Raw genomic sequence first — 22,682 nt, forward strand, 5'->3', positions numbered from 1 at the left:
CACTTCACGTCCTTCCGGAGCCAAGCCATGAGCCTGCCCAACATCAWCMMGTCGTTYGAWCGCGTGTCCGCCGCCGTTGTGGCGAAGGCCGCCAAGTTCCAGCCGGCCATCCTCGCCGACGTCGCCGGGCGCCGCGGCGCGCTTCACGGACGCATCCGGGCATTGCGCCCGAGCATGAAGGTGGCCGGCCCGGCCTTCACCGTCGAGGTGCGCCCCGGCGACAACCTGATGATCCACGCGGCGCTGGCGCTGGCGCAGCCCGGCGACGTGCTGGTCATCGATGGCAAGGGCGACCAGACCTCCGCGCTGATGGGCACGATCATGATGCACGCGGCACGCCAGCGCGGCCTCGCCGGCGTGGTGATCGACGGCGCGGTGCGCGACAGCCTCGACCTCGAGGAGATGCAGTTCCCGGTCTTCTCCGTGGGCACCAACCCGAACGGGCCGACCAAGGAAGTCGCCGGGCGCATCGGCCATCCGGTGTCGGTGGGCGGGGTGACCGTGAACCCGGGCGATTTCATCAGCGGCGATGCCGACGGGCTGGTGGTGGTGGAGCGCGAGAAGATCGAAGCGCTGCTCGAGGTCGCGGCCAGGAAGGAAGAGGCGGAAGCCAGGCGGATCGCGCAGATCAAGGAAGGCAATACCAATGCGCCGTGGCTGCTGGCCTCGCTGGTGACCGCCGGCGTGCTCAAGCAGGGAGAAGCGCTGTGACGACGCGTCCCGCCATTCTCGTGACCGCGGCGGATCTCGCGCCGCAGGCCCTCGCGCTGCTGGACGGCTATGACATCGTATTCGCCGGCAAGACCCCGCAGCACGACGATCTCCTCGCGTTGGCCCGCCGGCACAACCCGGTCGGCATCATCGTGCGCTATGGCGCGGTGACCGCCGCGATCATGGACGCCGCGCCCGCATTGCGCGTGATCTCCAAGCACGGCAGCGGCACCGACACCATCGACAAGGCCGCCGCCGCCGCGCGTGGCGTGGCGGTGACGGCCGCGGCCGGGGCCAATGCCGCCGCCGTGGCGGAGCACGCGCTGGCGCTGATGCTGGCATGCGCGAAGTCCGTGGTGGCGCTCGACAAGCGCATGCATGCCGGGCAGTGGGACAAGGCCACGCACAAGAGCGTGGAACTCGACGGCCGCACGGTCGGCCTCGTCGGCCTGGGCGCCATCGGCCTGCGCTTCGCCAGGATGTGCGATGCCATCGGCATGCGCGTGATCGGGTTCGACCCGTTCGCGACGAACCTGCCGGCCTACGTGCAGCCGGCCGCGCTCGATGCCATCTGGCAGGAGTCGGACGTCATCTCGCTGCATTGCCCGCTCACGGCGGACAACCGGCAGATGGTCAACGCGCAGACGCTGGCGCGCTGCAAGCCCGGCGTGCTGGTCGTCAATACCGCGCGCGGCGGGCTGATCGACGAGCCCGCGCTGCTGTMGGCGGTGCGCTCCGGGCAGGTGGCCGCGGCCGGGCTGGACAGCTTCGCCGCCGAGCCGATGACCGTGCCGCATGTCTTCCATGGCGAGCCGGGCTTTATCCTGAGCCCGCATATCGKGGGCGTGACGAGCGCGGCCTACGTGAACATGGGGATGGCCGCCGCCAGGAACACGCTCGCGGCGCTGGCCGCGGCGAGCGAGCCGGCGCTCGCCCGCGCATAGGCGGCACGCAGGACGGACAGGCGAGGCCACGAGGCGCGGCTCCCACGAGAGGAGTGCGCAGGGCCTCGCAGCAAATGGTGGTGCAAGGAGACAGAACATGAAAGCGATTCAACGCGGCGCGGCAGCGCCGTGGCGGCTGGCCCTGGGCCTGCTTGCCATCMTGCCGGCGATGATGCAGGCGCAGGCACAAACGCCCGCGCAAGCCTGGCCGGCCAAGCCGGTCAAGATCGTCGTGCCTTACCCGCCGGGCGGCGCGGTCGACGCGGTCACGCGCAAGATGGCCCAGCGCCTGACCGCGCAGACCGGGCAGAGCTTCTATGTGGAGAACAAGGCCGGCGCCACCGGAACGATCGGTGCGCTGCAGGTCGTGCACGCGGCGCCCGACGGCTACACGCTGCTGGCCAACGACACTACGTATTCGCTGCTGCCGCATATCTTCAAGAAGCTACCGTTCGACTACGCCGAAGACCTGCAGCCGGTCTCCGCGTATGTGTTCGCGCCGATGGGCGTGGTCGTCAAGGCCGACGGCAAGTACAAGACACTGTCCAGCCTGGTGGCCGCCGCCAAGGCGGAAGACAACAAGGTGTCGTACGGTTCGGGCGGCGCGGGATCGACGCCGCACTTCGCCAGCGAGGCGCTCGGCGTGGCGGCGGGCGCGCATTTCCTGCATGTGCCGTTCAAGGGCGCCGGCGAGGCTACCGTGGCGCTGCTCGGCGGCACCGTCGATTTCCAGATCGCCTCCATCCCCGGCGTGATCGGGCAGGTTGCCGGCGGCAAGCTCAGCGTGCTGGCGGTCAGCGGGGACAAGCGCCTGCCGGCATTGCCGAACGTGCCGACGTTCGCCGAAGCCGGGCTGCGCGGGTACGGCGTCACCAATTTCACCGGCCTGTGGGCACCCAAGGGCACGCCCCGGGAGGTGCTGAACCGCATCCAGAAGGAAGTCGCCATCGCGATGGCCACGCCGGACATGCGCACGTACGCGCAAAGCATCGGTGCGGACGCAGGCTACTGGGACACCCGGACGTTCTCGAAGGAGATGGTCGAGCGCACGGCATTCTGGGGCAAGGTGGCCAGTGGCACGGGCTTCCAGAAGCAGTAGCCAGGGCCGGCCGCATCGATTMCAATAGAGATAAGCTGGCAGGGATCGCGCGGCCAATCCTCCTGCGCAGGCTAAACCACAAGGCATCATCATGTTCCTCATGCATCCTCCGGCCGTCCGCGAGGCTCAGACGTTCGCGCGGCTGCCGGCGCGCTACCGGCAGCGCCGCCATACMGCGTGGTCCGCCGCCAACCAGGGCGGCCGGGAGATCGATTCGTTCCTCGAAGGCCCGGTCACCGACGACAGCGGCAATCTCTATGTCACGGACATCCCGAACGGCCGCATCCTGCGCGTCGACGCAGAAGGCGAGTGGGAGCTGATCGCGGAGTGGGACGGCGAGCCGAACGGCATGAAGCGCATCGGCGCGCACGAACTGCTGGTCACCGACTACCGCAACGGCCTCATGGCCGTCGACCTGCGCACGGGCAACGTCCGGCCGTTCCTGTCACGCCGCCATACCGAGAGCTTCAAGGGCGTGAACGACCTGACGCTCGACGCGCACGGCAACCTCTACTTCACCGACCAGGGCCAGACCGGCCTGCACGACCCGACCGGGCGCGTCTACCGGCTGACGCGGGAAGGGCGCCTGGAACTGCTGCTGGCCAACGTGCCCAGCCCGAACGGCATCGTGCTGTCGCCGGACGAGCGCTTCCTGTTTGTCGCGGTCACGCGCGGCAACTGCGTATGGCGCATGCCGTTGCAGGCGGACGGCAGCGTGTCGAAGACGGGGCAGTTCTTCACCTCGTACGGGCCCAGCGGGCCGGACGGGCTGGCCATGGACGAGGCAGGCCGCCTGCTGGTGGCCAACCCGGGTCTGGCGTATGTCTGGGTACTMAGCCAGCGCGCCGAGCCGGTGGTGGTGATACGCGGCACGCCCGGCCATTCGCTGACCAACATGGCGTTCGGCGGGGCGGACCGCAAGCGGCTGTTCATCACCGACTCCACCGCCGGCGAGATCCTGTCCATCGACATGGATGTGCCCGGCATGCCATTACACGACAACCTGGAGGCGCAACGCGGATGACGAACGCCCTGCTGCAGGATGCGTGCGATTGCCACGTGCACTTCTATGACGGGCGCTTTCCGTGCGCGCCGGGCGCCACGCTGCGCCCGGCGGACGCGCGCGTCGCCGACTACCGCGCGGCGCAACGGGACATGGGCACCACGCGGGCCGTGGTGGTGACGCCGTCGACGTATGGCACCGACAACCGTGCCACGCTCGCCGCGCTGGCGGAGCTTGGCGCCGACGCGCGCGGCGTGGCGGTGGTCGACACCTCCGTMACGGACGCAGACCTGGAGCACCTGCACGCGCGGGGCATGCGCGGCATCCGCTTCAACCTCACCATGCCCGGACCGGTGGATGCGGGCATGCTGCCTGCGCTTGCGTCGCGGATCGCGCCCCTGGGCTGGCACGTGCAGCTCAATGCGCCCGCGGCGTGGTTGCCGGAGATGGAATCCATGCTCGCGGCGTGCCCGGTGCCCGTGGTCTTCGACCACTACGGCCACCTGCCGTTCGGCGACGCGGCGTTCGAGCCGGCGTTCGCCGTGATCGCGCGGCTGCTGGCCGAGGGCAAGGGCTGGGTCAAGCTCTCCGGCCCCTACATCGAATCGCGCGAAGGCGCGCCCCGCTACGGCGACGTGGCAGCCCTGGCGCGCCGCTACCTGGCGCTGGCGCCCGGGCAGATGCTGTGKGCATCCGACTGGCCGCATCCCACGCTGCGCGCGCAGGACAAGACGCGCTGCGACGATGGCGCCCTGCACGCGCTGTTTCGCCAGTGGTRCGGCGACGATGCCCTGGTGCGGGCCGTCCTCGTCGACAACCCCCAACGACTATATGGCTTCGCCGCGAGGGCCGAAGCCGCATGACAACAAGACCGGAGACCCCTCTCATGACACTCGGGAAGATCGTCGCAACGCTGTGCCTGTCGACGCTGGCTTGCATCGCGGGCCACGCCCACGCCCAGGCGGACTGGCCGAAAAAGGTCATCACCTACGTGGTGCCTTACCCCGCGGGCGGCACCACCGACATCCTCGCCCGGCTGATCGCGCAGAAGCTCGGCCAGGCCCTGCAGACCACGGTAGTCGTCGAGAACAAGCCAGGCGCCACGGGCGCGATCGGCTCCGCCTTCGTGGCGCGGGCCCCGGCGGACGGCTACACACTGCTTGGCGCATCGACCGCGTCCCACGCCATCAACCCCGTGCTGAACCCGAAACTGCCGTACGACGCCGTSAAGTCGTTCGCGCCCGTCGTGCTGATCGGCACCATTCCGAGCGTGCTCGTGGTCGGCGCGGACAGCCCCTACCACGATGTGCAGGGCCTGCTTGCCGCGGCCAGGAAGAAGCCAGGGTCCGTGAGCTTCGCCTCGGGCGGCAATGGCACCATCCTCCAGATGTCCGGGGAACTGCTCAAGGCGCAGGCTCATGTCAAGCTGACGCACGTGCCCTACAAGGGCGACGTGCCCGCCATCCAGGATGTGATGGCCGGCCACGTCGACTTCATGTTCGCGCCGACCGCGCCGATCCTGCCGCATGTGCAAGGCGGCAAGCTGCGCGCGCTCGGGGTGGCCACGAAGGCCCGCGTGGCGAGCCTGCCGGCCGTGCCGACGATGGGCGAGGCCGGCGTCCCCAGCTTCGAGGCGGAACAGTGGCAAGCGATATTCGCGCCCGCGGGCACGCCACCGCAGATCGTGCAGCGGCTGAACACCGAGATCAACCGCATCCTGAAGGACCGCGACGTGATCGCGCATCTGGATGAACTGGGCGTCAGGATCGTCGGCGGCACGCCCCAGCAACTGGCCGACTTCCAGAAGGCGGACATCGCCAAGTGGGCCAAGGTGGCAAAGGCGGCCGGGGTAACGCTGGATTAAGCTGCACTGTGGTGGTCACGCCTTCGATTCGCCCAGACAGCGACAGGCCTGGACGCATTACAGGTTCTTGAGCGCAGCCTGCACGTGCTGCTGGAATTGCCCGGGCTCGCCCAGCGCATTGGCGTTGAGCAGCGCCAGCTTGACCAGGAACAGTTGGGCCTTGTCCACGCCGGCCTCATCGATGGCGGTGGCCAGGGCGTCATAGACGGCTTCCAGGCCGGGGATGCTCAGGGTCTTGTGAGGGGTAGTCATGGGACTCTCTCCTAATGGATCTTCACTGGGGCAGGGCGGTGTTCAGGGCGGCTTGCAGACGCGTCGCGTCCAGCGTGAGCCAGCGCGCGCACACGTGCTGGTCGGGGCGCAGCAGGTAAGCCGCGCCGCTGGCCTGCACTCCATAGCGACGGCGGAAGTGGCCATCGGCGTCGGCGAACGTCAGGTCGGCGCCCGCCACCGGGCTGGCGGCCCCGACGGCGATGACGCGCAGCGGCACGCCGCGCTCCCGGGTGGCAGCCACTACCCTCTGCAGGGCGCCGGGTACGGCGTCGGCCTCGGTGAAGTACAACAGGTCGAACCCTGCGCCCAGATGGTCGAGCAAGTAGTCGTTGGCCGCCAGTCGGATGTTTTGCGGCGGGGCGCCGTGGGCCGGGCCGTGCACGAACAGCGCGTTGTCGTCACCGGGGCAGTTGAGCACCGAAGCGGTGTACTCGTGCGGGCGCGAAGTGCGCCAGTGGTAGAGCGGACGCACGAACTTCTCGGTCAGCGAGAGCGATAGCACGGCATCCCGCAGCAGGCGGAAGCCCTCGCTTGGCGGCGTCATGAAGCGCGTGCTCTTGCCCGCTTCCTCGATAATTTCGCGTGCCGCGCCGACCCGCTCGGCGCTGTGGTTGGCCAGCAGCTTCCGCCCGGMCAGTCCCTTGAGCACGAAGGCGAGGTGCCAGGCCAGGGACTGCGCGTCCTGAAAGGCGGTGTTGGCGCCGCGCACGCCAAAGATCGGCAGCAGGTGGGCGGCATCGCCGGTAAAGATCACGCGGCCGTGCACGTACTCGGGCAACGTCAGCGTGCGGGCGGAGTACACGGAGCACCAGTCCATTTCCCAGGGGGTGCCKGCATGGCCGATCATGGCCAGCTGGGCATCGATGCGCGCCTTGAGCGACTCGGGCTTGAGCGCGTCCTCGGGCGTTTCGCCGGCCGGCAACTGGTAGTCGACGCGCCAGATGCCATGTGGCTCGCGGTGCATCAGGATGGTGTTGCCCGGGTTCCAGTCCGGGTCGAAGTAGGCCAGGCGCTCGGTCGGCAGCGGCAGGTCGATCTTGATGTCGGCGATGACGAAGAAGCCCTCGTAGGAGGCGCCTTCCATCTGCAGGTCCATCGCGGTACGGATGCCGGAGCGTCCGCCGTCGGCCGCGACCAGCCACTCAGTCTCCAGCCAATATGGGCCTTCCGGCGTGTCCACCTCGACGCGCGCGAAATCGGTTTCCTGATCGACCTTGGCCACCTTGTTGCCCCACCGGAAATCGATCAGGGGATTGGCGGCGCAGGCATCGAGCAGATACTCCTCCATATACTGTTGCTGGATGTTCAGCATCGGGAAGAAGCGGTCGTCGCCGTCGTGCGGGGCTTCCATGCGAAACACGCGCTCGCCGCGGTAGTACGAATTGCCGTAACGCCAGGGCAGCCCGCTCTCGGTCATACGGTCGGCCACGCCGACCTGCTGCAGGATTTCCATCGAGCGACGCGTGAAGACGATGGCGCGGCTGCCCTGGGACACCTGCAACTCAGAGGTGACGACGACGCTGGGTACGCCATGGCGGGCCAGTTCCAGGGCGGCGACCAGGCCCGCCGGGCCGGAACCCGCAATGACGACCTTCTTGCGGTCCTGCTTTGCGTGGGCGGAAGCCAGCCACGGCTTGAACACCTGATAGTCGTAGTAGATCGAAGGACGGGCTTCGGCGGTGGGCAAATGCATGGACGTGACTCCGACTTAAATAGAATGGGTCCGGCGTAGCGCGCAGCGGCTACGTCGCTTCAAGGTGAGCTAATGGGTAACCGTGCAGCAGGTCATCGAAAAAGCGGGGAATGCGAGCTCGTTCTCAAGTMGTTTGCTTGAGCGTGCGCGGGATCGGCAAGACCAGGAAAATCACACAGCCCGCGACCAGCAGGGCCGCCGCGTAGAGCAGGCCTGTGTTGAAGCTGTGGGTGACGTCCTTGAGCCAGCCCACGACCAGCGGATTGAGGGCCGAGCCGAGGTTGCCGGTCGCGTTGATCACCGCGATGCCCAAGGCCCGCGCGGCGAAGCTCAACGCATGGTCMGGCGTGGTCCAGAAGATCGACATGGCGGTATAGGCGCCGGTGGAAGCCAGGCACACGCCCAGCAGTTGCACCGCAGGATGCGACGAATATGCCGTCAGCAGCCAGCCMGCCGCCGCGAACAGCATCGGCAGGACGGTGTGCCAGCGGCGCTCTTGCGCGCGGTCCGAGCGCCGGCCCCACCAGATCATGCCGATGATCGTGCATACCTGGGGAATCGCCGCCAGCAGCCCGATTGTTGTGTTGGTGGCGCCGCCGGAAAAGCTCTTGACGATCAGCGGCGTCCACACGGCCACCATGGCGAGGCTGTTTACCAGGCAGAAATAGGCCAGCGAGAACTTCAGCACGGTGGGTGAGGTCAATTCGGACCACAGGCTGCGCGACGCCTCGCCACGCTGTTGTGCCACGGGGTCGGCCCGATGCTCCCGAGCCAGCATCTGCGCGAGCGTTTGCTTCTCGCCCGGCGAGAGCCAGCGCGCACGCTCCGGCGTGTCGGTGAGATAGAAGTACACGACCACGCCCAGTACCGAGGCCGGCAACCCTTCGAGCAGGAACAGCCACTGCCAACCCTTGAGCCCGTGCAGCCCATCCATGCCGAGGATCACCCCAGAGATGGCTGAACCGAAAGCAGCCGTGACCGGCATGGCGATCATGAACAGCGCATTGGCGCGTGCCCGGTAAGCCGCCGGGAACCAGAAAGTCAGGTACAGCAGCATCCCCGGCAAGAAGCCCGCTTCCGTGATGCCCACCAGCACGCGGAGCCAGTACAGCGTATGCGCATCGGTAGCGAAGAGCGTGGCCGTGGACGCTAATCCCCAGGCGACCATGATCGTCGCGATCCAGCGTCGCGCACCAACGCGTGCCAGGATGGCATTGCTCGGCACGCCGCAGGCAATGTAGGCCAGGTAGAACAGGGTGGTGGCCAGGCCGAACTGGGTGCTGGTCAGCCCCAGGTCCTTCATCATCGTCAAGGCGGCGAAGCCGATGTTGATGCGGTCCAGGAAGGAAACCACGAACAAGAGAAACACGAACCACAGCAGATGGCGCGATACCTTGGCGATAACGCTGTTCGCTTCGGCCGTGAACTGATTTTCGGTCAACGCTGCGGTGGCGTTCCCGGGCGGGGGGGCTGCAATGGGGGATCTCACGCGACTTGTCTCCTACGGCTGCGCCGTCGGCTGGATAACGAGAATGCGTCGTCGCCACAACAATCGGGGCTGGAACGACGTGACAGGCGTCTGGCGCAGCGATTGGCAGACACGGCTTTTGATTTAGTTGTGCGCGCAACTAGTATGTGTCAGCGGCAGGCGGACCGTCACTGGGGTTTGCACTAGTTGTGCGCGCAACTATGTGACGGAACTATAATTCGCACCTTCATCGCGTCAGCAACCGGTCAGCTGTGCAGCCGTTTGCCTCACTTTTTCAAAGGTCTCTGCCGGTGACTTCCCGATATATCCCGATTGCCCTTGACCGCACCCTGACACACCGCCTGCACGAATTGAACAAGCTTACGGACCGTGTCACGCAGCTAGCCTACGAGTCAGAAGTCGGCATTCCGATGCATGAAGGCCGCTGCCTGGCCGCGATCGGCTCATTTAGCCCGTTATCGGTCAACGATCTGGCGCGTCGCGCGAACCTGGACAAAGGGCAGGCAAGCCGGGCGGCGCAATCGCTGGTCGACAAGGGGCTCGTGCGCAAGACGGCAAGTGCGACGGACGGCCGCGGCGTCGTCCTGACGGTGACGACCCAGGGGGAGCGTATCTGGCTTCGGACCATGGCCCTGATCGAGCGCCGCAATGCCGAAATCATGTCCTGTCTCGACGAAGACGAGCGCAAGCAATTCGATGACTTGCTAGAGCGCTTGGTAGTGAAGGCCCGGGAGTGACCCGGCTTCACTAAGGCACCTTTCACCAAGGCACCCAGGTGCCCGCCATGGTGATCCGCATCAGGCGCGGTTCACCAGATCGATCGCCAGGGCCAGTTTCCGGACCGCCGGTTCGATATCCTCGTCGCTCACCCCGCCGTAGCCCAGGACCAGGCCGTTCTGGGAGTGCAGTTGGGAGGCAAAGTAGGACGACAGGGGCCGAGCCACGATGCCGTGGGCAAGCGCCGCACGGGATACCAGGTGATCGTTGGCGTGCCGGAGCTTCACCGTCAGGTGAAGCCMGGTATCCGTGCCGACGATATCGACCTGATCGCCAAGCTGGAGTTGCAGCTCCCGCGTCAGCAAGGCCTGACGCTCGCCATAGATCTTGCGCATGCGCCGTACGTGCGCTGCGTAGTGGCCGTCGGAGATAAACTCCGCCAGCGCGGCCTGCGCCGACAATTGCCCACCGCGATGCAGCTCGGATTGCGCTACCGAGAACGCATCGACAAGTTCCGGCGGCACGATCAGGAACGCCAGCCGCAGGCCGGGATAGAGCACCTTGGAAAAACTGCCGACATAAATCGTATTGCGATGCGGGTCCAGGCCCTGTAGCGACGGCAGCGGCGCGCCGTGATAGCGGAATTCGCTGTCGTAGTCGTCTTCGATGATCCACGCATTGTGGCGATGCGCCAGCTCGGTCAGGAGGCGGCGCCGGGCAAGGCTCATCACGACGCCGCTTGGGTACTGGTGAGACGGCGTGACGAAGATCAGCCTTGGCGCGGTCTCTGGCGCAAGCGGCGGCTGGATTCCGTGCTCGTCCACCGGCACGCCCTCCATTCGCATGCCGGCCGAGCGAAAGACACTGCGTGCGCMCCAATAGCACGGATCCTCGACCCATACGAGGTCTCCCGGATCGGCGAGCAGGCGGGCACACAGATCGATGGCCTGGTGGCTGCCCTGGGTCACGATGATCTGCTCCGGGGTGCAATCGACACCGCGGGCGAGCGTCAGATACTCGGTCAACGCGCGCTTGAGCGGGGGGCAGCCATGCCGGCTGCCATATCCCAGTTGCTCCTGGCTGGCGGTCTTCCACACCTTGGTGATCAAGCGTTGCCAGACGCCGCGCGGGAACTGGCTCACATCCGGAATGCCGGGGACGAACGCGCCGACCTGCAAGTCCGACGCGCCGACGCTGGCGAGCAGCTCGTGCGCGCGCAGGGACAGGCGCGAAGCAACGCTTGGGAGTACCGGATCGGCAGTCGGGCTCGTGTCGAGGATGCGGGCGAGCAAGGCGGGATCGGGAGCGGTATCGCCGACGTAGGTGCCGCTGCCGCCATGCGTATGGGTGTAGCCTTCATCGGTGAGCCGTTCATAGGCATACAGAACGGTGTTGCGGGCAATGCTMAGTTCCCGGGCCAGTTCGCGCGTGGGTGGCAACCGTGTGCCCGGGGACAGCTGGCCGGCGAGGATTGCCTCGCGGATGTCGTCAAACAACTGCCTGTTCAGCGGAGCACCGGATCGTTCGGGGTGGCTCCAATGACTGCGCGCGAGAAGCCAATCGGTCAACGGCGTCTCTTTCAATTCTTGGCTCCATCTGAAAATTTGTACCGGCACTATACAGTGGAGCCACCGCGCTTGTAGAGTAGATCCCATCGTGTCGTGGCATTACCACATAACTATTTAATTTAAGTAACAGAGCACCGCCATAACCCCCATCAAGCGTGAAAAGTCCCGCAATTTAGCGGGCACTTAATTGATTGGAAAAGGGGGATGGCGATTCTCCCCATATCGGTGTGTAGATATTCACCGGCATGGTGCGTTTCCCGAGGCATTAAATGAAGCGTTTTGCAGTAGCAGGTATCCAGATGCCGGTGTCGGCATTCGAAGAGAACATCACACAGATGAATCGTTACCTGGCGCATGTCAGGCACCGCTTTCCGTGGGTCGACATGGTGATGTTCTCCGAGCTGGCGGCGTTTGGCCCGAGCCCGGCCAAGGCCGAGGAAATGCCGGGCGYGGCCGAGGCCCGCCTGTGCGAGCTGGCCGCCAAGTACGGCTTGTGGCTGATCCCCGGATCCTTGTTMGAGCGTCGTGACGGTGCCATCTACAACACCTCGCCGGTGATCGACCCCGCAGGGAACGTGGTTGCCCGTTTCCGCAAGCTGTTTCCCTTCAGGCCCTATGAGCAAGGCATCGCCGCGGGCAGCGAGTTCGTGGTGTTCGACGTGCCGGACGCGGGGCGCTTCGGCATCTCGATCTGCTATGACATGTGGTTCCCGGAAACCACCCGGACGCTGGTTGCGATGGGCGCCGAAGTCATCCTGCACCCGACCATGACGGACACCATCGACCGCGACATCGAATTGGCGATCGTGCGGGCGTCGGCGGCAACCAACCAGGTCTATTTCTTCGATATCAACGGAGTCGGGGACGGTGGCGTGGGCCGCTCCATCGTGGTGGATCCCGCTGGCTATGTGCTGCATGAAGCCGGCCCGGGCACCGCGGAGATCATCCCCGTGGAGATCGATTTCGAAAAGGTCCGGCGCGAGCGCGAGCGCGGCTTGCGCGGGCTTGGCCAGCCGCTGAAGAGCTTCCGCGACCGGGTGGTGGAGTTCCCGGTCTACCAGCGCGACAGCGGCGCGGATGCCTATCTCCACACGCTTGGCAAGCTGGTGAAGCCKGGTGTCCTGGAAGACGCGCAGCCGGAAGTGACCGGGCCGGCTGGCGAGTAGCCGCCGGGGGCAAGGCCCCGGCAGGCCGTCACGTTATTCCCGCATGGCGGGAAAAAACAGAATTGGAATTTCCGAGGGAAAGCGTGATTGCTGGCCCAATGGATGGCGCTTGCCTTTCGKGTTGTTATTGACCCGCTTGATAAACAGGAATGGGTGAATATCAGGCCTGGAATAAAACGGTCGTTCGATTAAACGGATTTGCAGTTGCGGATCCGCGCATTGAGATTATCTAGTTAGCAGAGGAATAACATGGCACGCAGCACGGCACGAAAAGCAAAGACCGGGCAACACATTTCCCTAAACCGTTACCGTAGCGTTTGGGAAATGCGCGCGGATGGCTGGATGAATCTGACTGATGACCTGGGCCGCCTGGTCAATCTCGCGCGGGAGTGCAAGGAATTCATCGAGCGCCACGCCCGGGTAAAAGAGACGCTGGCCATGCTMGAGCCGATCGAGCGGTTCTGGGCATTCCCGGGGCACCGATTGTTCGAGGAGCTGAACGCGTGGTTCGAGGCTGGCGATCTGGGCCGGCTGAACATCGCCGTGCACCGTATCAACCGCATGCTGGCCAGCGATACCTACCGTCACAAGAAGCTGTCGCTGGATGCGGAGTCGGAGGAGCCGTCCGAGATCGAGACGGAAGAGGAGATGCAGGCGCAAATAGCACGGCCGTACTTTGAGGTCCTGATCGTCGACGACATGACGCGCGAGGATGAAGAGGCCCTGCGCCGGCGCGTTCAGCGCAAGCAGCGCGTGGATGATCCCTTCGTGTGGGACGTGGTGGTGGTGCCAAGCTTCGAGGATGCGCTAATAGCAACGCTCTTCAACTTCAACCTGCAGGCTTGCGTGATCCGGCATGGATTTCCGTTCAAGTCCGAGTATGAGCTGGACCTGCTGCGCAAGTTCCTGGAAGGGCTGGACGAGGGCATCGAGGAGCAGCCGGAGTCCGAGCGCGGCCCCTTGCTGGGCCAGAAGATTGCMGAGCTGCGGCCGGAACTGGACTTGTACCTGGTCACGGACGTGAAGGCCGAGGAGATCGCGTCGCGGCTGGGCGAGGTCTTCAACCGGATCTTTTTCCGGGAAGAGGACCACACCGAGCTGTACATGTCGATCATGAAAGGGGTGTCGGAGCGTTACAAGACGCCGTTTTTCACGGCGTTGAAGGAGTATTCGAAGCAGCCGACCGGGGTGTTCCACGCCTTGCCGCTGGCACGCGGAAAGTCGATCATGAACTCCCACTGGATTCAGGACATGGCGCAGTTCTATGGCCTGAATCTGTTCATGGCGGAGACCTCGGCTACGTCCGGCGGGCTCGACTCGCTGCTGGACCCGATCGGCCCCATCAAGGTCGCGCAGGAATATGCGGCGCGCGCATTCGGTGCGCGCCGCACCTTCTTCGCGACCAATGGCACTTCGACGGCCAACAAGATCGTGGTGCAGGCGCTGGTCAAGCCGGGCGATATCGTGATGGTGGACCGCAACTGCCACAAGTCCCACCACTATGGCATGGTGCTGGCGGGCGCCAAGGTGGCGTACCTCGACTCCTATCCGCTCAATGACTTCTCGATGTACGGCGCGGTCCCCATCGCCCAGATGAAGCGCACGCTGCTGCGGTTCAGGCAGGCGGGGACGCTGCACAAGGTCAAGATGGTGCTGCTKACCAACTGCACCTTCGATGGCGTGGTCTATGACGTGAAGCGCGTCATGGAGGAGTGCCTGGCCATCAAGCCGGACCTGATTTTCCTGTGGGACGAGGCCTGGTTTGCCTTCGCCCGCTTTCATCCCACCTACCGCCAGCGCACCGGCATGGATTCGGCGTCGCGCCTGCGCCGCGAGCTGGATAGCGAAGACTATCGCCGGCGCTACGATGCATTCACCGAATCGTTCGGCGGGGCGGACTGGGATGATGAGGAGAAGGTCGTCGCCACCCGCCTGATGCCGGATCCGGACCGCGCGCGGGTGCGGGTCTACGCGACCCAGTCCACCCACAAGACCCTGACCTCGCTGCGCCAGGGCTCCATGATTCATGTGTGGGATCAGGACTTCAAGGACAAGGCGGAAGAGGCGTTCCACGAGGCGTACATGACGCACACCTCGACCTCGCCGAACTACCAGATCCTGGCCTCGCTCGACGTCGGCCGCCGCCAGGTGGAGCTGGAAGGCTACGAGCTGGTGCAGCGCCAGATGGAACTGGCCATGACGCTGCGCGAGTGGATCCACACCCACCCCTTGCTCAAGAAGTACTTCCAGTTCCTCAACGTCTCCCGCGTGGTGCCGACCGCGTACCGGCCGTCCGGCATCGAGGCGTACTACAGCCCGGAATCCGGCTGGGCCAATATGGAAGCCGCGTGGCGCGTCGATGAATTCGCGCTGGATCMTACCCGGCTGACCCTGTCGATCGGCACCTCCGGCATCGACGGCGATACGTTCAAGAACAAGTACCTGATGGACAAGTACGGCATCCAGATCAACAAGACGTCGCGCAATACCGTCTTGTTCATGACCAACATCGGTACCACGCGTTCGTCGGTGGCCTACCTGATCGAGGTGCTGATCAAGATCGCCAGGGAACTGGAGGAGCGCACGGCGGACATGAGCGTGATCGAGCGCCGCCTGCACGAGCGGCGCGTGTCGTCGCTGACCAAGGAACTGCCGCCGCTGCCGGACTTCTCGCACTTCCACTTTGCATTCCGCAGCGTGTGCAACAGCGGGCAGATCGAGACGCCGGACGGCGATATCCGCAAGGCCTTCTTCATGTCCTATGACGAGGAGAACTGCGAGTACCTGAACATGGCCGAGGTGGCCAGGGCCATCTCCAAGGGCCGTGAGGTGGTATCGGCCTTGTTCGTGATTCCCTATCCCCCGGGCTTCCCCATCCTGGTGCCGGGGCAGGTGATCAGCTCCGAGATCCTCGAGTTCATGCAGGCGCTGGATGTGCGCGAGATCCACGGTTACCGCCCGGAGCTGGGATTCCGCGTGTTCAGCGACGGGGCGCTCCAGCAACTGGCCCTCCAGGCAGCCGGCGAGGCCGCGGCGGCGGTGGCGGCCGCGGCAAAGGCGTCGGTCTCGACCGTTGTGGAAGTCTCGACGGCAACGGTCGATGAAGTGGCGGCGGTGGCCATGGCGGAACGCCCGGCGGCAAAAAAGTAGCGAGGCGGGAGGCCGGGATTGGCGCCCGGCTTCTCGCAACAGAGCCCATGTCGACAAAGAAAAAATGCCGGTCCTGGCTGTCCAGGAGCCGCGGGAAACCCGCGTCCAGCCGGCCCCGAGTTCATCAGGAGAAAGCCACGATGCAAAAAGTCCGTAATGTCTCAGATCTGCGCGTGATGTTCCACAGGAACGAGAAGCCCATCTACTTCATCAGCGCCACCAACTTCAATCTCCTGGGCATCGATCAGTGGGTCAACCGATTCAAGTACATCAACTATATCGATTGCTTCGACGGCCGCCATCCCAATGTCTTCGTGCCGCAAGAACTGCCGCACGAGGAGTTCACCTCGATCGAAGACATCAATAACTACCTGCTGCAGCACAAGGATGTGGTCGAGCTGATCGAGCAGCGGGGGGGAAGGGCGGCGGCGACCTTCCTGATGTTCGACGAGAAGACCGAAGAGCTCGCCGACGAACTCGGGCTGGACGTGTGGTTCCCTCCGGCTGCGCTGCGCAGCCGCTGCGACAACAAGATGGAGACCGTGCGCATCGGCAACAAGGCGGGCGTGCACTCGGTGCCCAATGCCCTGGAGAAGGTGGACAGCTATGAGCACCTGATGCAGATCGCGGAACACTACGGTCTCGGCAGGGACCTGGTGGTGCAGAGCGCGTTCGGCGACTCCGGCCACACCACCTTCTTTATTTCCGGCGAGGACGATTTCAACAAGCACAAGGACGAGATCGTCAACGACCCCGAAGTGAAGATCATGAAGCGCATCAACTGCCGCGGCGCGACCCTGGAGGCACGCGCCACGCAGTCCGGCACGCTGGTCGGGCCGCTGCTGACCGAGGTGGTGGGCGCGCGCCAGCTGACCCCCTACAAGGGCGGCTGGTGCGGCAACGAGATCTTCCCTGGGGCGTTCTCCGAAGAAGTCAGGATGAAGGCACGCGACATGGCCTTCCGCTTTGGCAACCAGTTGCTGGAGGAGGGCTATCGCGGCTACTTCGACCTGGACTTCCTGATCGACGTCGATAGTGGCGAGGTGTATCTCGGCGAGCTGAATCCCCGCATCTGCGGCGCCAGCCCGATGACCAATCACGCGGCCTTCGCCTATGCGGACGCGCCGTTGTTCCTGTTCCACCTGCTGGAATTCTCTGGTGTGCCGTTCGACCTCAATGTGCGCGAACTCAATKAGCGCTGGGCCGAGAAGTCGTTCATCGACGGCTGGTCCCAGCTGGTCATCAAGTACACCGAGGACAACGTGGACATCGTGACCCATRCACCGCCCTCGGGCATCTATCGCATGGCGTCCGACGGCTCCGTGTCCTACCACCGCTTCGACTCCAACCGGCGCGAGATCGAAAGCGAGCAGGAAGCCTTCTTCCTGCGCATCACCGGGCCGGGCGATTATCGCTACGAAGGCGCCGATCTTGGCATCCTGATMACGCGGGGCCGTTCGATGAACGACGAGTTCAAGCTCAACGAGCGCGCGCACCAATGGATCCGAGGCATCAAGCAGTACTACGTGGCCAAGCCCCTGGTTCCCGCGCTGGCGGAGATGGCGCCGCAGCCGGGCGCATTCAAGATCCTGTAGGCCGAAGGTCCAACCACGAGAGGGCAAGAATTCATGCGTTGTACATTCGAAGCGATCAGCGAGGACTTGCCCGGCCACCGATGGCAGAACATCTTCCGGCAATTCTGGCCTGGATACCGGCAATGGTATCTGCGCGACGGCGATCGCGCGCGGCCCGGCTTCCTGATGTGCCGCAAGGCCTTGCGCCACCATATGCCGGAGCTGGTCCCGACCTGGGAGCGGCTGGTCGAGCTGGCCGGGGGTGGCGACCTGGAAGCGCGCTTCCTGTCGATGTGGGGGCCGCCGCCCTACATTGCCGGTTGTTCCCAGGCGGTGTGGCTGCCGGTGGACGGGCAGCAGGCTGCCGGCGCCACGCCTGCGCTGTTGCGCAATTACGATTTCGCCCCGGCTTTGCTCGAGGGCGTGTGGCTGGCTTCCAGGTGGCATGGCCAGCGGGTGGTGGCGGTCAACGACTGCCTGTGGGGCGCGCTTGACGGCATCAACGAGAGCGGCCTGGCCGCGTCGCTGTCGTTCGGGGGCCGCAAGGCGGTAGGCAATGGATTCGGCATTCCACTGGTCCTGCGCTACGTGCTGGAGTTCGCGGAGAACGTCGACCAGGCGGTGGAAATGCTCGCGCGCATCCCGGTGCATATGAGCTACACGGTGAGCCTGCTTGACCGCCGCGCACAGTGGGCAACGGTGTTTGTCACGCCGGACCGGCCGCTGGAGGTGGTGCGCAAGCAGGCGGTGAGCAACCTGCAGCATGGCGTCGAGTGGCCGGCGCACGCCAATGCGACCCTGGCCGAAGCCAGGGAGCAGACGCTGGCGGTTGCCGTGCGGCAGGCCGAGGATGCCAAGGCTGTCCTGCGCGCGCTGCTACGCCCGCCACTGTTTCAGACTTCCTACGGGCGTGGCCACGGCACGTTGTACAGCGCTGTCTATCACCCCTATGACGGCTCCGTCGAGATGGTCTGGCCAGATGCCGTMTGGCGGCAGTCCTGCAGCCATTTCCTGCCTGGCGCCCGAATGATCGAGTTCGACGTGGAGAGCACGGCGCTGCCGCACGCGGTGGCGCCGGCGCGCCGGTGGATGCTCGACGATGTGGGTAGTTTTCAGTKAGTTTCCMAGTCTCATCGGTCATCGGGGAAGGCATGCATATAGATACCAGATACCGCGCGGCCATTGGCCGAACGCTAACCATCTGATCCGCTGGAATACAAAGAGGACGCGGTCCGTTCCGGTCCGCGGCGACCCAATTCGCCTGAACATATCAGGGGTTGGCGGCTTCGGAAAACGTGGTGCTTTGGACTTTAGTGTGGGCACTGCATGCGGGTGCGAGTTGCCGGAAGCATAACGCTGCTGGTTTGCTCCCGCTCCCTCTCCCGCTCCCGCCATGCGGGAGAGGGAAGCTACGGCAGCGCCGGAATTTGCCCGGCGATGCATCGACCCACATGAAAGTCTGACGCACCGGAAAAGCAGGCTCGCAAGAATCCAAGGAGCAGTMATGAAAAAAAAGCGCCCGATTACCACCTACATCGTCATTGCGATGATCCTCGGCATCATCGTCGGCTATAGCTGTAACAAGGCCTTCCCGGATCCCGGTACGGCCAAGGAGATCGCCGGCTATATATCGATCTTCACCGACGTCTTCCTGCGGCTGATCAAGATGATCATCGCACCGCTCGTGTTCTCCACGCTGGTGGTTGGCATCGCGCACATGGGCGATGCGAGTACCGTTGGCCGCGTCGGCGTGAAGGCGCTCGGCTGGTTTATCGTGGCTTCGTTCATCTCGCTGTCGCTTGGCCTCGTTCTGGCCACCTTCCTGCAGCMTGGCCATAACATCGGCCTGCCATTGCCGGATGTGGGCGCGGCCACCAATCTGAAGACCAATGCCTTTACGCTCAAGGACTTCATCACGCACCTGGTGCCGAAGTCCGTGGCCGAGGCCATGGCCACCAATGAGATCCTGCAGATCGTGGTGTTCTCGATCTTCTTCGGTACCGCGCTGTCCACGCTGGGGGAGACCGGCAAGCGGCTGGCAGGCGTCATCGATGATCTCGCGCAGACGATGCTCAAGATCACCGGCGCCGTCATGTGGATGGCGCCCGTGGCGGTGTTTGCGGCCATTGCCTCCACCGTGACCACGCAGGGGCTGGGCATCCTCGTCACCTTCGCCAAGTTCATGGGTAGCTTCTATCTTGGCCTGGCGGTGCTGTGGGGCCTGCTGGTCCTGGCCGGCTTCTTCTTMCTCGGCAAGCGGGTATTCACGCTGATCCGGCTGATTCGCGAACCCTTCCTTCTCTCGTTCTCCACCGCCAGCTCGGAGGCCGCCTATCMGAAGATGCTTACCGCGCTGGACCGGTTCGGCGTCAGCCGCAGGATCTCCAGCTTTGTGCTGCCGATGGGGTACTCCTTCAACCTCGACGGCACCATGATGTACTGCACGTTCGCCGTGCTGTTCATCGCCCAGGCCTACGATATCCATCTGCCGATCGGGACCCAGATCACCATGTTGCTGCTGCTCATGCTGACCTCCAAGGGGATGGCCGGGGTGCCGCGCGCATCGCTGGTGGTGATTGCCGCCACGCTGAACCAGTTCGGCATTCCGGAAGCCGGTTTGCTGCTGATCATGGGGGTCGACCAGTTCCTGGACATGGGCCGTTCGGCGACCAATGCGGTAGGCAACTCGATTGCCGCCGCGGTGGTGGCGAAATGGGAGGGCCAGCTGGCGAGCGAGTMGGATCTGGACGGTGAGGGCGACAGCGCGGCATCCGACGCGCGCGCCCCGCTMGGCAAGCCGGGCGTGGTCCAGGCCTGACCAGCCTGCGCGGGGGCGCCTCGCAGGCGGCCTTGCGCGTGGTGTGCCGGGCATTGTGCGAACGATCACTGCAGGAGTGCAAATCAAATGCTTTCAAATGGAACACGGGTGGGCGGCGGGCGCGGCAGCCGCAGGTGCCGGCGAATCGCGACGTGGKCGGCGGTTGCGCTGTGCGCGGCACTGGCTGCCGGCGCGGCGTCGGCGCAACCGGCGGGGGAACTGGCCGGCACGCTGAAGAAGGCGAAGGAAAGCGGCACCCTGACCATCGGCTATCGCGAGTCGTCCTTGCCATTCTCGTACCTGGACAGGCTTGGCAAGCCGGTCGGCTATTCCATCGATATCTGCCGCGCGATCGTGGACGCGGCGGCGGTGGAGGTGGGCCGCGAGGTCAGCATTCAATGGGCGCCGGTCACCTCGGACAACCGCTTCGATGCGGTCACGTCCGGCAAGGTCGACCTGGAATGCGGCTCGACCACCAGGAACGTCGAGCGCCTGAAGCGCGTGTCGTTCTCACCGGTGATCTTCGTGGCCGGGACCAAGCTGATGGTGCCGAAGGGATCGCCGGTCAAGTCGTTCAGGGACCTGAAGGGGAAGACCGTAGTCGCGACCGGCGGCACCACGAATGTGGAGGCGCTCGAGCGGCTCTCGGCTCGCTTCGGCMTGCAGCTGAACGTCATCAAGGCGCGGGACCATGCCGATGCGTTCCAGGTTTTGCAGCACGGTGGCGCGGACGCCTATGCGGGCGACGATGTGCTGCTGTACGGTTTTCTGCGTAGCGGCGGCGCTGGCGGCAAGTTCCAGATTGTCGGCGATTTCCTCTCCTACGATCCCTACGGGATCTTGTTCCGCAAGGGTGATCCGCAGTTTGCCGCCATGGTGGACAAGGCCGTGCGCGAGATGGCCGTGTCCGGGGAACTGGACCGCACGTACAAGCAATGGTTCATGAACAAGCTGCCCACCGGCGAGCGGCTCGGCTTGCCCATGAGCGCGCAGCTCGATGAGCTGATACGGGCCATTCCGGACCAGTCGGAATAAGGGACCAGTCAGACCAAGGGACTAGCGGTCGGGTCGGCGTGGCTGCGCGCTTTGGCGCAGCCGGAAGGCGAATCATGAAACAGATCGAGCTGCTATGCCGGATGGCCGCGGGAGCGCGCCTGCGCGTCGCGTGCAATCCCTGGGGCGAGCCGCTCCAGGGCGCGTTTCTGGAGGCGCCGGAAATGCCTGCCGGCGCGCTGTATGTCCATCAGTGGCAGATCGGCCGGCTGCTTCGGTCAGGCTTGCTCTGCCGCCGCCGCGATTCGGCGGCGGCGTCTGCGGAATTCATCCTCAGCGCCTCCGGCCTGGCCGCGGGCGCCCGCAACGCTCAGCGATGGCTGGCGATGAACGCGCGCAGTTGCGGATAGATTTCCTCGCGCCAGCGTCGGCCGGAGAAAATGCCGTAGTGCCCGCAGCCCTGCGCTGTCACATGCTGCTTGCGCGCGCGGGGAATGCCCGAGCAAAGATCGTGCGCCGCCGCGGTCTGGCCCGCTCCCGTGATGTCGTCCAGTTCGCCCTCGATGGTCAGCAGCGCCGCGCCCGTGATGTCCTGCGGCCGTACCGGCTTGCMGCCGATCTCCCAGGTGCCGCTGGCCAGCCGGAATTCCTGGAACACATCGCGGATCGTATCCAGGTAATACTCGGCGGCCATGTCGAGCACGGCGTTGTACTCGTCGTAGAAGCGCACATGGGCCTCGGCGTCGTCCAGGTCGCCATCGACCAGGTTCTGGTAGTAGTCGTAGTGCGATGAGAGGTGGCGATCCGGGTTGGTCGCCACAAAGCCGGCGTGCTGCAGGAAGCCCGGGTAGACTTTGCGGCCGTGGCCCGGGTAGTTGGCCGGCACGGCATGGATCACGTTGTTCTCGAACCACTCGAAGGACTTGTCGGTGGCCAGCGCGTTCACGGCAGTGGGGCTGCGGCGCGCATCGATCGGGCCGCCCATCATGGTCATGGTCCGCGGCGTGGCCTCGCCGGCGKAAGCCAGCAGGGAGATGGCGGCAAGCACAGGCACGGCCGGCTGGCACACGGAGATGACATGCAGGTTTTCCGCGCCGATCTGGCGGATGAAGTCCTGGATGTAGTGTACGTAGTCGGTCAGGTGGAACGGGCCGTCCTCCGCGGGCACCATGCGGGCATCGATCCAGTCGGTCACGTAGACCTTGTGGTGCTGCAGCAGCGTTCGCACCGTATCGCGCAGCAGGGTTGCGTGGTGGCCGGACAGCGGGGCGCACACCAGCACCACCGGCTCGTCCTTCAGCAACTGGATGACCTGCGGATCGTCGGCATAGCGCTTGAAGCGCAGCAGCTTGCAGAAGGGCTTCTCCACAATGGTCTGTTCCACGATGGGAATGTCCCGGCCGTGGCACCGCACCGACTTGATGTCGAAGGGCGGCTTCTTGTAGTCCTTGCCCAGGCGGTAGAGCAGTTCGTAGCCGGCGGCCATCCGGTTGGCGCCCGGCATCATGGACAACGGGCTGAGCGGATTGGTGAAAGTGCGCGACGTTGCCTGCGCCAGCGCGGTGAGCGGCAACAGCATGGCGCTCTTGAGTTCGTGGAATTGGTAAAGCATGGGGAATG

Annotated in this window: 19 protein-coding genes; 14 read left to right on the forward strand and 5 right to left on the reverse strand. The window is 65.0% G+C overall.

What is annotated here, in order from left to right:
• Positions 1–27: 27 nt before the first annotated feature.
• From AC1DKV_RS23280 to AC1DKV_RS23305, 6 genes are all read left to right on the forward strand, one after another.
• Complete coding sequence (locus AC1DKV_RS23280; protein ID WP_477138075.1) at positions 28–711, forward strand: RraA family protein; 684 nt, start codon at positions 28–30, stop codon at positions 709–711.
• Positions 708–1,655, forward strand: coding sequence for an NAD(P)-dependent oxidoreductase (locus AC1DKV_RS23285; protein ID WP_477138076.1), 948 nt, complete (start codon positions 708–710; stop codon positions 1,653–1,655). Before AC1DKV_RS23280 ends, AC1DKV_RS23285 begins: the two co-directional genes overlap by 4 nt.
• Positions 1,656–1,752: 97 nt before the next feature.
• The gene (locus AC1DKV_RS23290) at positions 1,753–2,754 is read left to right on the forward strand and encodes a Bug family tripartite tricarboxylate transporter substrate binding protein (RefSeq protein WP_477138077.1); all 1,002 of its coding nucleotides are present in this window, start codon (positions 1,753–1,755) and stop codon (positions 2,752–2,754) included.
• Between the two features lie 91 nt (positions 2,755–2,845).
• Positions 2,846–3,778 carry an SMP-30/gluconolactonase/LRE family protein gene (locus AC1DKV_RS23295; protein WP_441615685.1) on the forward strand — a complete coding sequence of 311 codons (933 nt, stop codon included), beginning with the start codon at positions 2,846–2,848 and terminating at the stop codon, positions 3,776–3,778.
• The gene (locus AC1DKV_RS23300) at positions 3,775–4,620 is read left to right on the forward strand and encodes an amidohydrolase family protein (RefSeq protein ID WP_477138078.1); all 846 of its coding nucleotides are present in this window, start codon (positions 3,775–3,777) and stop codon (positions 4,618–4,620) included. Before AC1DKV_RS23295 ends, AC1DKV_RS23300 begins: the two co-directional genes overlap by 4 nt.
• Positions 4,621–4,643: 23 nt before the next feature.
• Complete coding sequence (locus AC1DKV_RS23305) at positions 4,644–5,621, forward strand: Bug family tripartite tricarboxylate transporter substrate binding protein (protein ID WP_441615688.1); 978 nt, start codon at positions 4,644–4,646, stop codon at positions 5,619–5,621.
• A gap of 57 nt (positions 5,622–5,678) precedes the next feature.
• Here the strand turns inward: AC1DKV_RS23305 and AC1DKV_RS23310 are convergent, their stop codons facing one another.
• The 3 genes from AC1DKV_RS23310 to AC1DKV_RS23320 all read right to left on the reverse strand — a co-directional run bounded on the left by AC1DKV_RS23310 (position 5,679) and on the right by AC1DKV_RS23320 (position 9,076).
• Positions 5,679–5,873, reverse strand: coding sequence for a DUF2783 domain-containing protein (locus tag AC1DKV_RS23310; protein ID WP_441615690.1), 195 nt, complete (start codon positions 5,871–5,873; stop codon positions 5,679–5,681).
• Positions 5,874–5,895: 22 nt separating this feature from the next.
• Positions 5,896–7,587: an FAD-dependent monooxygenase gene (locus AC1DKV_RS23315; RefSeq protein ID WP_477138079.1), complete on the reverse strand. Its 1,692-nt coding sequence runs from the start codon at positions 7,585–7,587 to the stop codon at positions 5,896–5,898.
• Positions 7,588–7,711: 124 nt separating this feature from the next.
• Positions 7,712–9,076 carry an MFS transporter gene (locus AC1DKV_RS23320; protein WP_441615693.1) on the reverse strand — a complete coding sequence of 455 codons (1,365 nt, stop codon included), beginning with the start codon at positions 9,074–9,076 and terminating at the stop codon, positions 7,712–7,714.
• Between the two features lie 290 nt (positions 9,077–9,366).
• Between AC1DKV_RS23320 and AC1DKV_RS23325 the strand changes: the two genes are divergently transcribed.
• Entirely contained in the window at positions 9,367–9,813 is a 447-nt protein-coding gene (locus tag AC1DKV_RS23325; protein WP_441615695.1) for a MarR family winged helix-turn-helix transcriptional regulator, read from the forward strand.
• Between the two features lie 60 nt (positions 9,814–9,873).
• Here AC1DKV_RS23325 and pdxR read toward each other — a convergent pair whose 3' ends face one another.
• On the reverse strand, positions 9,874–11,376 hold the full coding sequence (pdxR, locus tag AC1DKV_RS23330; protein WP_477138080.1) for a MocR-like pyridoxine biosynthesis transcription factor PdxR: 1,503 nt from the start codon (positions 11,374–11,376) through the stop codon (positions 9,874–9,876).
• 254 nt (positions 11,377–11,630) lie between these two features.
• Between pdxR and AC1DKV_RS23335 the strand changes: the two genes are divergently transcribed.
• From AC1DKV_RS23335 to AC1DKV_RS23365, 7 genes are all read left to right on the forward strand, one after another.
• Complete coding sequence (locus tag AC1DKV_RS23335; protein WP_477138081.1) at positions 11,631–12,527, forward strand: carbon-nitrogen hydrolase family protein; 897 nt, start codon at positions 11,631–11,633, stop codon at positions 12,525–12,527.
• Between the two features lie 342 nt (positions 12,528–12,869).
• Complete coding sequence (locus tag AC1DKV_RS23340) at positions 12,870–15,677, forward strand: aminotransferase class I/II-fold pyridoxal phosphate-dependent enzyme (RefSeq protein ID WP_477138082.1); 2,808 nt, start codon at positions 12,870–12,872, stop codon at positions 15,675–15,677.
• Between the two features lie 47 nt (positions 15,678–15,724).
• Complete coding sequence (locus AC1DKV_RS23345; RefSeq protein WP_477138083.1) at positions 15,725–17,272, forward strand: biotin carboxylase; 1,548 nt, start codon at positions 15,725–15,727, stop codon at positions 17,270–17,272.
• A 33-nt stretch (positions 17,273–17,305) separates the two neighbouring features.
• Positions 17,306–18,412: a C45 family autoproteolytic acyltransferase/hydolase gene (locus AC1DKV_RS23350; protein WP_477138084.1), complete on the forward strand. Its 1,107-nt coding sequence runs from the start codon at positions 17,306–17,308 to the stop codon at positions 18,410–18,412.
• A 343-nt stretch (positions 18,413–18,755) separates the two neighbouring features.
• Entirely contained in the window at positions 18,756–20,069 is a 1,314-nt protein-coding gene (locus AC1DKV_RS23355; protein WP_477138085.1) for a dicarboxylate/amino acid:cation symporter, read from the forward strand.
• Positions 20,070–20,156: 87 nt separating this feature from the next.
• Positions 20,157–21,104 carry an amino acid ABC transporter substrate-binding protein gene (locus AC1DKV_RS23360; protein ID WP_477138086.1) on the forward strand — a complete coding sequence of 316 codons (948 nt, stop codon included), beginning with the start codon at positions 20,157–20,159 and terminating at the stop codon, positions 21,102–21,104.
• Positions 21,105–21,178: 74 nt separating this feature from the next.
• On the forward strand, positions 21,179–21,472 hold the full coding sequence (locus tag AC1DKV_RS23365; RefSeq protein WP_441615710.1) for a hypothetical protein: 294 nt from the start codon (positions 21,179–21,181) through the stop codon (positions 21,470–21,472).
• Here AC1DKV_RS23365 and AC1DKV_RS23370 read toward each other — a convergent pair.
• A complete protein-coding gene (locus AC1DKV_RS23370) occupies positions 21,433–22,674 on the reverse strand; it encodes a polyhydroxyalkanoate depolymerase (RefSeq protein ID WP_477138087.1) in 1,242 nt (413 codons plus the stop codon). The genes AC1DKV_RS23365 and AC1DKV_RS23370 overlap by 40 nt on opposite strands.
• Positions 22,675–22,682: the final 8 nt, after the last annotated feature.

This window comes from Cupriavidus sp. 05T41 (genome assembly GCF_056396525.1).

Excerpts from the sequence above, each read along its gene's own strand:
- AC1DKV_RS23310 (WP_441615690.1), bottom strand. The coding sequence starts at position 5,873 with ATGACTACCCCTCACAAGACCCTGAGCATCCCCGGCCTGGAAGCCGTC.
- AC1DKV_RS23365 (WP_441615710.1), top strand. The coding sequence starts at position 21,179 with ATGAAACAGATCGAGCTGCTATGCCGGATGGCCGCGGGAGCGCGCCTG.